This window comes from Litchfieldia alkalitelluris, assembly GCF_002019645.1.
Classification (GTDB): Bacteria; Bacillota; Bacilli; order Bacillales; family Bacillaceae_L; genus Litchfieldia; species Litchfieldia alkalitelluris.
Genome location: NZ_KV917374.1, coordinates 823791 through 837805, shown reverse-complemented (window position 1 = coordinate 837805; position 14015 = coordinate 823791). Strand labels below are relative to the sequence as shown.

8 protein-coding genes are annotated in these 14015 nt (G+C 37.2%); all 8 read right to left on the bottom strand.

Features of this window, described 5'->3' with window-relative positions; genetic code table 11:
- Window positions 1-92: 92 nt before the first annotated feature.
- The 8 genes from BK579_RS03930 to BK579_RS03895 all read right to left on the bottom strand — a co-directional run bounded on the left by BK579_RS03930 (window position 93) and on the right by BK579_RS03895 (window position 14006).
- The gene (locus tag BK579_RS03930) at window positions 93-605 is read right to left on the bottom strand and encodes a hypothetical protein (RefSeq protein ID WP_078543668.1); all 513 of its coding nucleotides are present in this window, start codon (window positions 603-605) and stop codon (window positions 93-95) included.
- Window positions 606-993: 388 nt separating this feature from the next.
- Entirely contained in the window at window positions 994-1878 is an 885-nt protein-coding gene (locus tag BK579_RS03925) for a hypothetical protein (protein ID WP_078543666.1), read from the bottom strand.
- Between the two features lie 156 nt (window positions 1879-2034).
- Window positions 2035-2856, bottom strand: a complete 822-nt coding sequence (locus BK579_RS03920) for a TcaA NTF2-like domain-containing protein (protein WP_078543665.1) — start codon at window positions 2854-2856, stop codon at window positions 2035-2037.
- A 2-nt stretch (window positions 2857-2858) separates the two neighbouring features.
- Complete coding sequence (locus BK579_RS03915) at window positions 2859-4850, bottom strand: TRAFAC clade GTPase domain-containing protein (RefSeq protein WP_078543663.1); 1992 nt, start codon at window positions 4848-4850, stop codon at window positions 2859-2861.
- 10 nt (window positions 4851-4860) lie between these two features.
- A complete protein-coding gene (locus BK579_RS03910; RefSeq protein WP_078543661.1) occupies window positions 4861-7440 on the bottom strand; it encodes a GAP1-N2 domain-containing protein in 2580 nt (859 codons plus the stop codon).
- A 10-nt stretch (window positions 7441-7450) separates the two neighbouring features.
- The gene (locus tag BK579_RS03905) at window positions 7451-8644 is read right to left on the bottom strand and encodes a TRAFAC clade GTPase domain-containing protein (protein WP_078543660.1); all 1194 of its coding nucleotides are present in this window, start codon (window positions 8642-8644) and stop codon (window positions 7451-7453) included.
- Between the two features lie 121 nt (window positions 8645-8765).
- Window positions 8766-11858 (bottom strand): zinc ribbon domain-containing protein, encoded by a 3093-nt coding sequence (locus tag BK579_RS03900; protein WP_078543659.1) that lies wholly within the window; start codon window positions 11856-11858, stop codon window positions 8766-8768.
- 69 nt (window positions 11859-11927) lie between these two features.
- Complete coding sequence (locus tag BK579_RS03895; protein ID WP_078543658.1) at window positions 11928-14006, bottom strand: Hsp70 family protein; 2079 nt, start codon at window positions 14004-14006, stop codon at window positions 11928-11930.
- Between the last annotated feature and the right edge of the window lie 9 nt (window positions 14007-14015).

Below are 14015 nucleotides of genomic sequence, written 5' to 3'. Positions count from 1 at the left end.
GGGGCACATTATGGTATTTTTTGCAGTCTGATTATTCTTAATGAATTAAATAGATTGCTTTCTTACGTGATATTTTAAGGTGAATCCTAAATCTATTGACGGTATTCAACATACTTCTTCTTTTGTTTATACTCTTGGTGTTGCTTGTTTTCAGCAGTAGATTGCGTTCGATATTCTTGATATTTTGGATTTGGCTGCTGCTTCTTTTCAAGATTAGAATCATTCCGTGGTTTTGCGGTTTGTCCTTGTCCTCTATTCTCGTGTCGATAATAGGTAGGTTGAGATGGGCGCTCCTGTTTACGAGGAGGCTTGATTCCTCTTACATTATGTTTACTCATTGCGTCATACAAAGCATACTTTGTTTGGTAACTTACTTCATCAGAACGAATAATCTTCCAATAGCTATCCTTCATGGAATTCCAATAAGTCGGCTTATTGGGAACATATATGAGCTTGTTAACCATTTCTACATATTGTCTAGCCTCATCCTCATCGACAAACGTACCGATTTTCCACGATTTTGTTTTAATTGATAAGGCTTGGGTAAGAGAAAATATAGCAATAATAATGATAATTACAAAAAAGACTGGAACAAATCCCTCCATCTTACTTCCTCCTTAATCAGTTCTGTTGATCATATGTAGTAATTATTCCCTAGTAGGATTATACTATATCCTCCCCTATAATTTTACTATTTTTATAATTTTCTACCTAAAAGTTATAGATTCAATCGCTGCAGTTCACTTGCAGGATAACGCAGGCGGTGATCGTCGTCCGTCACCTTTAGCCCTGCGGGGTCTCACGAGACCACTGGATCCGGCAGGAGTCCGGTGGCTCTCCGCTCGCTCATTCCACACTGAGGAGGAAACATTTTTTCATACACCATGGTGCGAAATACTTATTTAGCATGGATGTTTACCCAAGAAAACAAACTTGCCGCATCCAAATAGGAATTTAAATGCGGCTATCATCTTATTAATCTATGCTATTTGCCTAGCTTGCTTGAATCAGTCCAACTCTCTCCCCACTCTTCACGATTGGAGCATATGGAATCATACCGTAATATACAGCGTTTGTTGACAAGTAACTGCTCTTCTGACTTAAGATTTCCTCTAATAGAGCTTTACTTCTTACCTCTTGTACAGCCTCTGGTTTATGGAACATAAGATGTTCTAAAACGAAGTCTTCATACCCTAAACGAAAAAGAATATATAAAGTTCTTCTTGTTAGAAGTGCACGTTCCGGTTTAGTAGGATCAATTTTTATTGTTTCTGTTACATGGCCCGTTGAGACCTTATAAAAAAACAGGCATGATTTATTTTCGGTGTTCGTATACTTTTCAATTAGATAAACATTTTTGCTTCCCTTATATTTAATAATCTCCTTAGGGAATAAAGGAAGCAATTGCTCATTTAGAGTTTCCACTGATACCCCTAAGTTATAAGAATCATGTTCATTATGATTAAATCTCTTTAATAAATTTAAGTTATTTAAAGCAGGACGAAGCGAAATTCTACCATAGAATGTTGTGATGACCATTTGACCCTCTTCAATAAAATATGTGAAGACAATATCATCGTCAATTCGACCTTCTTCATGATTAACTAATCTAATGGAACCTGGAACTTGTAATAAGCTATTAAGAATCCCTACTAATTTAGCTTCTGTAACACAAGGACCTACACGCTCATTCCATCGTGCTGCTGCATGCTCGGACAAACGGATCGATTGAACCTGATCCAAAAATAATTTTTGCTTACGAACTAACTGTAATTTTCGTTGAACTTGTTCAAAACAAGATTCATGAGTTGGATTCAAAAAGGAAAGATAGTTAACAATTTCAGCACTTGTAGTCAATTGGTTAATTATTTTGTTCATTTCAATCACCATCCGTTTCATTTGATGTAATAAATATATCATTAAGTAATAATATTGTAAACAGTGAAATTATATATTTTAATAAAAAATTTGATTTTAGTATAAAAAAAGACTCTGGTATATAATCCAGAGTCTTTCCCATTCAAGAACAACCTACTAATTTTGTTGATATGTACCAAGTAAACGATTAAGTTTATACTCGTTTTCATCAACAACAGTAATTAAATATTCACTTACAAAATCTTTCCTTTTTACACTTCCATCACCATAAGTGATATTGTAGAATTCGATGGTTCTAATCCAAATTTGGTCTTTCTCAAGAACGATTGCATCAATCACTCGATGTGAGAGTAACTCTTCTTGGATTTGCTTTTCACTCAAATAGTTTAAATAATCCTTTTGTTCCTTGTATATTGCGCTTTTCGGAAGTAAAAATGGCTCTACAATTGAAAAATCATAACTTTCGATTGATTTTATTACATTTTGTAAGTATTGATCCATAAATTCTTCTAAAGGCTCCATATCATCGACTTCATTTTCAGAGGTGGCTACTTCTTTTACTGTGATATAACTTATCCAGCCAGCTGCGAGGTCATCTCTTTTTTGAATTCGGTACCAAAGGGCATCGTTAACCTTCTCTGTATCATAGTACAGTAAATAATTGCCCTTTGTTGTTTCACCGATTTCATTGCCTTTAACAACCTTTGGTTTGCTACGAATGTTTGCACGTTCACTGGAAACTTTCACAATACCTTTAGGAGTAGCTGTTGTCTTTTCAATGCTATCCAATTCATCTGCATACATCATCGGTTGAACAACAACCTCCCGGGCCTCTAACATCAAAGCACCCGGATTTGTTAGAAAAGGGAGATCAAAGAGCTTTATCATTACAGAATAGACTAATGGAAGACAAAAGACTAATATCGGTATGACAAAAGAACTTGCAATGATAGCTGCCCATTTTTCTTTCCTACTCAATTTTACCCCTCCTTCTTTTCTACCAATTTAAATCCTTTATTGGAAGAATTTAAAATCCATCTAATCACATTCTCTGGTGCAACTCCTTTGGTATCATCAAAGGAACTAGAGGTAAAGAAGCGGTAGCTTGTAAATTGATGATCTAACTTTCTCAACAAATTATGATATCCATTAGCCTGAAGCCATTGTTTGCAATCCTCGTGCCTTCCCTTGCCAAACTCTCTTGTTGCCGAAACCTCATGTGCAGTTTGCTCATAATTCCCTTTTTCAGCTTTATGAAAGACAATTGCTAATGGTGTGCCTATCGTTTCATGGACTTTGATCCCCTGTTCTTCTTGATAATATAGAAGCAATCTGTCAATTAGTTCTTCAGGTGAAATTGTAGCAGTATTTTGCTGCTCATAATTGAAGGATACGTCTGCACCTAAAAGTGAAGTTGAATCAACGACCAAAATAAAACCATCACTATATGAAAGATATTCGAGTTTCTTCATATAATCAGTTCTATTAAAAACTTCGCCCGCTGGATCAAAAAGTGTAACCAACTTTGGACGTGCCCATTTTTTCTGATTCAACCTCATTGTCCACGCCCTTGGTAACATTGCGTCCGTTTTCGGTGGTGCTTGCTTCGCATTTACCTTTTTCGATAAATCTTCAAAGTTAATCGCTTGTACCACACTACCCCAGTGGAAGGATATATCATTCTCCACCAAAGTCGACTGATAAAGCTGTTCTATGCCTTTTGTTAAAAAGCTTGTTTTCCCCGCCATTTTTCCACCAATCATCGGAATAATGATTGGTGTTGATTCTTTTCCTTCATAAGCTGAATGACATTTTGGACATTCGGCCTTTAGTTCACTACGCCCATTTAAAATAGATGTTGGCAATGAATTTCCGCATGTACATTTCCTTTTAAAGATTCCGAAATGATTTGGCATAAGATCATCATGAACTGTTTGACAGTGTGAACACACATAGGCTGGAATTTCATCTTGGTGATAGCAAGTCGGACAAACCATTTCCACCTTATGAAACTTCCGATAAAGGGCATCCAAATAATAAAAGCCTATACGAAGAACCTGATAGACAAACAGACAAAAAACCAAAAGGATATAGTGTACGACACTAAAAACCACATTAACTAGTGGAGCTATAATAGTCAAAGTAACAATTCCAATCTGTTTCAAAAGACTATAGTAACAAGCAAGGAAAAATCCATATCTTCTAAAGTAATCCTTCACATCTTGTTTCCACACACTGACCGTATAACGATTGGATTTGAAGCTTCCACTCCAGATGCTCTTCCAGTTTTCAATCGCTGCTGAAGCTAAATAATGCTCCATTTTTGTCCCAACCAATTTAGGTTGAACCTTAAATTTCATCAAAAAAGTAATCCAGTAGTCATAAAATGATTCATATAGACCTCTAATTACACCCAAAAGAAGATAAAAAGGGACTAATACGAATGCTCCTGCAATTGCCATTACAACAACATATAGATTTTGACTATTATATGATTTCTCTACAAAAGTTAAGACAAGCCCTAAGAAGAATCCTAGTAATAAAATATAAGGTAAGTAAGAACCTATATTAAAAAACACCATGAGTAGTTCAGACTGCCATCCACTCAAATCAAAGTGAAGCTTCTTCCAAAGAAGATACAGTGCCACTCCCCAACTTGAATAAACCGTTGTACGAAGGAAGTGGATGGGTGGTCTGAAGAATATTCCAATAAATATGGCAACTACAATTAATGTAAATAACTCTTCAAACAAATATTGATATTGATAAGACCAAATAAATACTAAAGCACTAAAAGCACTTATACGAATATATGCACTATCACCTTTCCAACTTGAATAAAGAAGGAGAAGAGATGGAAGGCCAAGGACAACTAGAAATTCAATTTCTAGGCTGCCCAGACTTATTCCCATAAGAGTAATAATACAAAGAGTTATACAATCAATTATTCGGAACATAAGAAGTCTATTCATTGCCTAACCCTCACCCTTCATTTTTTCTGACTTTCAACATACTCTTCATTTTCCCAAAAATTGAGCCGTCCTTTTGTTCTGGGAAATTAACTTGAATCTTTGCTAAATAAGCGTCTGTTTGCTCTCCGTTTGGTAGTTTAGAAGCCTCGTCTTTAACTTTTTTAAATAAAGATCTATTTTGTTCAAAATAGTCTATTTCGCTCTCGCTCAATTTTTTCTTATGCTTTATAAGGCAACAACAGAATGCTGCAAGCACAATAGATTTATCACTTTTGCCAGAACGTGTAGGTTCTTTAATTAGAGATTTGAAGAATACATCGTTATTTTCTGAACAATGCAAAGCATCAAAAAGCATCACTAATAAACGAGTCTTTTTCTGAACAAGTTGAATCATTAATGGAAGTCTCCACAAGAGTAAATCTTCATATTGAGTTTTCGTCAGAGAGCCCACTTGTTTATTTAAAAAACTAAGGAAGTCCGTTTTTATCTCCTTTGCTTTATCTAACTCTAATAACTCCATTAACAACAAAGAGATATTACTAGATGACTTGGTACTAAGATGACTTCGTTGAATTTCAAGTTCCTTTAAGAGGGAGGAAAAATGACTAATATCATCGGAAAAAGGCAGCCTTTGTTCTATTATTTCAATCAACTTAATTCGCTTAGTTTCTGACAATAAATTCATTAGGTTTTTACTTGATAATAGAACCTGCGTTTCCTGAATATTCGTTTCATCAACCAAAGCCTTTAATAAATCATTTGTACCTTCCACAAGCAATTTTAGACTCATTTCATGGAATTCATTAGAATGTGCAAAAATTATAGTGTGTAACTGATTAAGTCTAGTGATTGGCTTTTTCGAGTCTTTAATTAGAGTCTTTAAGACTTTAAACATTGCTTCCTCAACATATTCGTTTTGGAGAATAAGTTTGGAAAAATGTTTACCATTCACCACTCCTTCTTCGATTCCTAACACGCATGAAGTTAAAAGATATGTTCCGTTATCTAATTGATCTGTTTTACGGTAAATTTCCATAAGGTTAGCAACAGTTTGGAGAAATGTTTGCTCCAACTGCCCCAAGTGTTGACAGATATCTGCTAAGTCAATTTTATGCTCCACCGCTAAATTTAACATCTTCAGTAGATAGGAGCGTTGTTCTTCGTCTAATTCTTTCCAATCCAGCTTTAGCCTTTTGGCATGTAGGACAAAATCGGTTAAAAACAAAGGCATTAATTTTGGATTCTCTGTTTTACAATAAACATATACGCCTGTCAGTCTATTTGGTGAAAGAGCAATCATACTAAATGAACGATTATTTTTGTTGGTTTCCATGATGCCCTTGTAGTAGGACATTGTCTCCTGATGTTGTTCACCTTTTTCAATTAATAATTGAGTCCAGCTGTTAAAGAAAAATGTAGTAGCAAGTATCATATGCTCTTTCTGTTTCGATAAATCTGCTACCTTGAACCACCAATCAGTAATTTCGCCCATTAAATCACTTGGAACATCTAGCACGAACCCGGTTAGTTCATCACTGTTTCGTCCCCAGCTTTTTAATAGTTTATCAGTGATGGCAACGAGCCCCTTTTGATGATCCAATTTACTTACTATCGATACCGCTTCTCGTAATTCATCTCGATCAATGGATTGTGGTCCATGAACGACTAGTTTATATAGTTGAAGCAACTCATCTAAATGCTTATCAATTCTGTTCCAGCCTGAAATTCCAACGAAGGAAAGGAACTGATCTAGCTCATCACGATCATTCATAAACAAATCTACTACTGTTTCAGCATAACGTGTAGAATCTGTTGAGCTTAGATTTTGACGTAAAAAATCAAAAACATAAAATTGCTGATTCCAAATAGGTGACGGTACTTCCCCATCGTGAACCCCACAAATTAAAGCATTTTGACGCATAGGATCATTGGTATACGTAGTAAACGGAATTTGTGCTGCAAGACCTTCAGGTAGAACATACTGAACTGCACCAATCCAGAAGGAGATGTTTTCACTTTTATCAATGATCACAATTCTCCGCTTGTCAATGTGATATCCAATTATTGCAGAAATCAGCTGTTTTAGCTGTTCTGAACGATTCCCTTCCTTCAAAAATTGGAGAACACTACGTTTATTGATATACTCTCCTTTTAGCAGTTGTAAGGTTATCGGGAGTGGGAGAGGGCGTTCCAAACTTTCCTCTTCCTCTTTGGTTAACTTGGCTCTAAACCCATGAGACTTGAAATATTCCATCGGCAAACCTCTTAGGTCGTTCTTTTCAAATACAACAGTATCGGAAAAATAGTTCCCATACCGCCCAGAATAGTCCTTCCCAACATACTGTGACACCCCAATAGCATAGCGTCCACTCTTTAAAGGATAATAGTAAAAGGACTTTGGATACGTGTTTTCAATGGTTTCCACATCCGCCATTTGTGAGAGCCCATTAGGGGGAGTATACATGCCTATACGTTCAATTTCTTCCTTTTCCTCAGGACTAATTCCCGGAGACATAGAGTAAGTTTGGAATCCCGAACCACCATTCATTCCTGTTTTACTAGATGTATAATAAAGATGCAAAAAACTCATAATCTCTTATTCACTTCCTTTCAGTCCCTTTAATAATTCCATTTTTCCAGAGCAACCATAAGAAAGGATCTTCTACCCGGTAAGGCTTTACCTCTTGTAATTGCAATGAACGATTTGGGCTGTTTCCTAATGCTGATAAACCGAAATAAGCATAATTTTGATAATGGTGCTCTAATAAGTTAGGTATATTCCCACGCGACCAACCCTGAACTAATGCTTTCATTTCAGCATTAACCGAATGAAAGTCTTCTACATCAAACGCGTTCTTATTAGTGTGATGTCCTGGCTGCAAGAGTTTACTAGTTGGATCAAGTAAGGAACTAATCGCATCAGTCTTAGAGAATGTCACCGCAATAGGTATCTTAATTTTTTTTGAAGCCTTTAATCGTAGTGTTTTCCGAATCAAGTTAGTCGTTCTGTTTAAAATATCAGCTCCATCTGAGTCTGCGTCTTCGGACGGAAGGATCACATCTGGATTATTAACCGCTACCTGGTTGCGGACTTCTGGAAGCTGAAGGGGATCAAGTAAACAAATAACCCCAGCAGAATTACAAATATACTTTGTATGCTTCTCCATGATTTCTTCTCTTTTTAAGTCCTCACCTGCTGTATCAAAAAAGGCAAGAGTGATTACTTTTGTTCCCATCACTCCTCCAGAAAAGGTTAATGTAAATAGAAGTGGTCTTTTTACACTTGGATCGTTTCCAGCAGGAGCTGTTACATTTAGCGCACGTTTTTCTTTATAAATCGGATTGCGGAATTGCTGATTGTATCGATGAATCGTCTCATCATTCTCTGGTTTCAGATAACAATTATAGGAATTGCCTATCTTATGAATGATTTCTTCTATTAAAACAGCAATATAGTGACTCTTCCCTGATTGCTTTGCACCAATAACAGCTATAATATAATCTTCATAATCACTGATCGTTGTTGGCAGATTGGAATGACACGTCGGGCACACTCGTGAGTAGGTCACTTTGCTACAAGTTCGACAATCAGTTTCCGATGGCATGACCGGTTTGATAAAAGAAAAAGCGTTTGGTTCAGGTGCATTTGTCACAGTAGGGCGCTTCATATGATACCCCCAGTAATCTGCATATGTCTGGTCATCTTCTAGACATTTTTCATCTGAACAAGCGAATTGAACTTCATGCATTTTATGACGATTGAAACAGTATGGACAAATATATTCTCTTTTCATGTCATTCTTCTCCTTTGTTGATTCTCACTTTTGATGAGCACTACTCCACATACTTCTTCGATATGGGGTTGCTCTGTATTCTAGTAGTTTCAAATACTTCCCATAGGTTGAGCTAGTTTGTTTAACCTAATTCCATTCTCCCCAATGGTTCTAATTTAAACTTAGTAGCATCGTCTCCATTTACAAAAAACACACGCACATACGTATTTTTACCTCGATGTGAAGTTAGATCAAATGAAATGGCACCATCATTAATAACCATCGCCTCTCCATTCCGATCATTAAGACTAATACCCCCATTTACATTCCGCTCCAGGATATCAGGACCTATTTTATAGATGATTTGTCCGTCCTTTACGTTCAATGGCTGACTGCCCATTTTTTTCACAATAACAAGCTCTGGTAATGACATTTGACGTTCATCGAGTGTTAAGTTTAACCTTACTTTTTTAGAGAAAACTCCCGATGTTACTACTTTATAAATCATTTTAGGCGGCTTCTTCGTGGTTTGGAATAAGTGGACCCCTTCCGAATAATGTGAAGTCCCTTCATCAGTTTGATAAGAAAAAATAGTTACAAATAGATCTTTATCTACACCAATCGAAAGCATTAAACCACGATTAGCATCATATTGACTTTTCGAATAGACCATTGGACTTTCATCTTCGCGATTTGGCTTCGTTTGGAAGCCCGCTTCACTGTAAAAGACAATAACTTCTTCAATTCCTTGCGGCCATGTCCATTCTAGTAAGCATTGGGTTTGAAGTAACTGAGCTTTTACATTTGCTACACTAGGTATTTTTTTGATCACGCATGCTTTACCGGCTATCCCATAACCATCAATCTTTGTAACTGGTAAAATATAAAACACATCCGGAAACGTATCTTTTATACTTCGATAACCAAGTTCCTCAGTACCTAATGATAACGGTTTAACCTGCTGCGCGATTGCACTTAGAGAATAGCATTCTCCCTGTTTAAATGGTATTGGATTAGGTGAACCATACAAGTCAACAGACCCTTTTACTGGCTCTGTCCAATGAAACTCTACCGTATTTTCCATTAATGAAAAATGCAGGTCATTAACTGGTTCTCCATCTATCATAAACACTTCAACCGAAACTCCTTTTGAATAGCTCGGCACTCCACGTTCATCTAGTAATCTAGTAAAGACAGTATACCCATACTTTTGACCCACCGTGACTTCTTCATCCAATAAACTATGATTCGTAACTCCCTTAATGAGCTTTCCATCTCCAGGTTTACTTGGGGATGTCCCCTCTTTTCTCCACACTTCAAGAGTAAGTGGTCCCGGATCTTTCCAGGTCAACTGGATAGCTTCTCCTACCGGCTTTCCTTGAAGACTATCAATTTCAGCTATTCGTAAAAATGGTCCCCGTAGAACTGGTTTATTTGCTATAAGCAGTCCTCGCATGGCAAATATGGCATACCAATACGATTTTCCTGGTACTGTCGTGTTGTCTGTAAAAAACGGTTTAGTCGTTTCCCCTAAAAATTCCCCATCATCTAAAAATCCTGGAGCAGTCTTTTCTTTCCTAATAACTTTAAATTGAACAAAGCCTTCCGGTTCATTCAATGTCCATGTAAGCTTGATTTGATTGCCAGCGGTTTCTGCCCGTACTCCTTCTGGAGGGTTTGGCGGGAGCATTTCTAATTTTTCCATCGCCCATTTACAATCCTCAGAAATACCTAGAGCTCTTAATAGATAGGCAATCTTTTGCTTATCGTCAGCAATACGTTGAACCTCTATCCTCATTTGGTCCAATTCCTGAAGAGAGCTTGCAATTTCCCTCTGGAACACAGTATGCTCATCTAACTCAGGGGCTAGTTTTTTTAGTAGATTCCACTCTAACTCAGCAGAGTAAATTCGCCTTGTATCGATTAGCTCTTGAACAACAGCAATCTGTTTAAGAATTCTCTGCTTTTTTTGGTTGATAAGCTCAATCCCAGCTTTTACTTCATCATTATCAAAGATCAACTGGGCTCTAGTAAGCAATTGACTTGCTTGATCAAGATCCTCCATTTGTATCGAGTGAAGACCATCTTTCATTAAAGACTTAAAGTGAAGCATTTGCTTAAATGATGTACCACAATTACGACAATTATTGACAGATGTAGGAGACGTGGTTTGGCAGACGATACATTCCTGTTCAAGATCATGTCCGCAGTTTACACAACATTTTGATTTTTCCTCATTAATAGAGCCACAATAACCACAAGAAGTAAACTTATTAATTGAAGCTTGTTCTGCCGTATTTATATGTAATTGCAACTGATACTTTTTATCGACACAATACTCCCTAATACGATTCTCAGCCTCAGTTTGGGATAAACCTTCCTCATTGGCTTGAATAACGAGCTGCTTAAATACAGGTTCAGAGATGACACCTTGTTCGGCAGCTAAATCAATGAATAGCTTCATTTGATTAAATCGGTGTTGACTTAAGGATTCATCATACTTTTGACGTTCCTCTTCGCTTTTAAATAGCGTCTTAACTAATCCATATAAATCTTTTTGGTACTCTACTGAAGCATTGCCTGCTGGCTTCCTAAGCAATTCGCGATACATTTTCTCAGATAAATCAACGAGAGTGGCGCCACTTGTATCCTCTGTCATATTTAGAAAGTCATAAAGAGTGGCAACCTTTCCATGCCTAGAGTTAACCTCTAGCTTTGTTAATAAGTCGGTTATTTTATTCATCACTGATGAATCAAGGCTTTTAACAACAGCTTTTGGGTTCACATCTTGATACTGATTTTCGGTTTTCATTCTTGAACCAGCTGGAATTTTACTCTCAACCTCTGCAACAGTAAACTCAAATTTCTCGGCAAGTGCTTCAATCGCCACATCAGAAACATATCCTTGAGAGGTCAATATTTTGATTGCCCTATCTAGATTAGTTTCTCTTTCTTTTTTTGCACGATTCTTCTCGGCATCGACTTGAGTTCTAGCGTCAACGGCCTCTTGTTTTCTCATTTGAGCGTCATTTAGCATAACCGCTTCAATTTGATCTCTTAAACTAAGATAATATTTTACTTGTTGTTGTAATTTGGGGTGATTTGTATTCCGACGCCATTCTGATACCTTTTTGCTAATAGCTGCCTTAATCTCAGCCTCATCCTCCACTGGTGGTTCATATGGAAGTTCAAGAAGCAAATAAAAGTTTGGCCTTTTTTGTTTCGTCTCACGCATTTTAATTACTCTCCTCGCATCCCCGGTCCATGCTCATAAAAAGACGGAAACCCCTCGTTCCCGTCTTTTTTACCGATGAAACGTGTTGTCTCTGTAGGATAAAGATTTTTCTGTTACTACCTGTGCAATTTTTGTAAAAGATTGTACAAGTTGTTGTAGGTTCGTAAATAAAGCATTGGCATCTGAGGTTGCGATCTTATTAAGGAATTTCTTATTGGCTGATCCGAAACCGACAGCAATAATCTCAATACCCGCTTCCTTGCACATTCTAGCCACTTGAATCGCTTCTTTATCTTTTCCCCATTGACCATCTGTTAAGACGATGATAAACCTTGGCCCCTCTAGTTTTCTTAAAACAGAATAAGCGACTTCAAGAGGTTCACCATCGGTACCGTATCCAAGTGTCCCATCTTTGACATAGCTTTGAAGCATAGAGATTTGGTTACGAAGATCATGTTCATTTTTAGTAGGAAACTGAAGAGTCCTTACCCGATTGGCAAAAGCCGTTAAACCGATCGAAAAGCGTTCTAGGCCTAAATCATTAACAAATTGATGAGCTGCCTTTATCGATTCTGTTATTGCGGTTCCATCCATACTATAGGATGTATCCATCACCATCATGACAGAAATTTCTTGCTCAATCACTTCAACCTTTTTTGGGGGTTCCATCATCCAACCTAGGTTATCAACTTTTTCTACATGAACAGACAGTGGGGTTTTAGTACTTTTACTCATTGCGGAAACCTGAACAATTCCGTTCTGATCATAGGAGTATGAGACCTCTATGATAGCTGGCTGAACATTTGTATGTGGGATATTCTTTACGACATATTTTCCTAGTATTATCGCGTCTTGTACGTCTGCACTTTCTCCTTGAGTAACATAAACATCTAAACTATTCTCACGACTTGGTGATGTCTCTAATTTATATGGTTTCTTCTCCATGGCAGGAATTCGTTTATTTTTAGGAATAATCATGCTATTGATATAGCTTGAATAATCCTCATTGATCGCAATCATTCCTAGACTATGGCTCATAACATCCTCTACTTTTTTTGCTGCAGCCAAAGAAAAACGCGGTTTATCTTGGACAGATTCTGATGTTTTCATATGAGCATGATAGGCTGCCCCAATAGCAACAACCTCATCAACATTAATGCGGAAATGGGGAAGTTTATTTGTTTGCTCTTCTATAAATTTGGAGACCATCGGCATTCTTGTAGATCCACCAACAAGAATAATATTATCGATATCAGCCCAGTTAAGATAGGCATTCATCACGGCGACATTCGCTAAATTCCAGGTTCGTTCCAATAGATCCTGTGCTAACTCTTCAAATAACTCCTGAGTTACTTCATAGCTTCCCTTATGTCCTTTATAGAAGATTGTAATGGAAGTTTTCCGCAAATGTGTTAAACGAATTTTCGCTTGTTCAACACTTGCCAGAATCTCATTTAAAGTCCCCTCATCTTCTAATGGATCTAAGCCAAACTCCCTTTCAAACTGTTCACAGACAAATAAGACAAGGCGATCATCGAAATCCTTCCCGCCCAGATTATGGTCCCCATCTGTTGATAGAACCTTTATAGACGTGTCATCCACTTTTGCGATTGTCACATCAAAGGTTCCTCCCCCAAGATCGTACACCAGAATATGTCGATTACCTGTCCCTTCTTTAAATCCATATGCTATTGCAGCTGCAGTTGGTTCATTTATTATGCTAAGTACATTCATTCCTGCTCGCTTGCCAGCATCGATCGTAGCTTCCCTTTGAACATTATTAAAGTAAGCCGGTACGGTAATAACCACATCGTTAATCGTTTGCCCTAAGTATACTTCAGCATCTGCTTTCAATTTCTTTAATACAAATGAAGACAAGTCTATGGTATCGTATGTCTTATTTTGATATTCAAATAGGTAATATTCATCACCCATTAACCTTTTGAAAAAAGCAGCGATGTCACTTGAACCGTTTCTTTGATTATCTTTTGCCTCTTCACCTACAATGAGGCCATGTTCATTAAAAGAAACAACAGAAGGGGTCAACATTGCCCCTTCTTGGTTCGGAATGACTTTGGGCTGCCCACTTTCATCGATATAAGCCATAACCGAGTAAGTAGTACCAAGATCAATTCCTAATGCAACCATAGGTTCCTC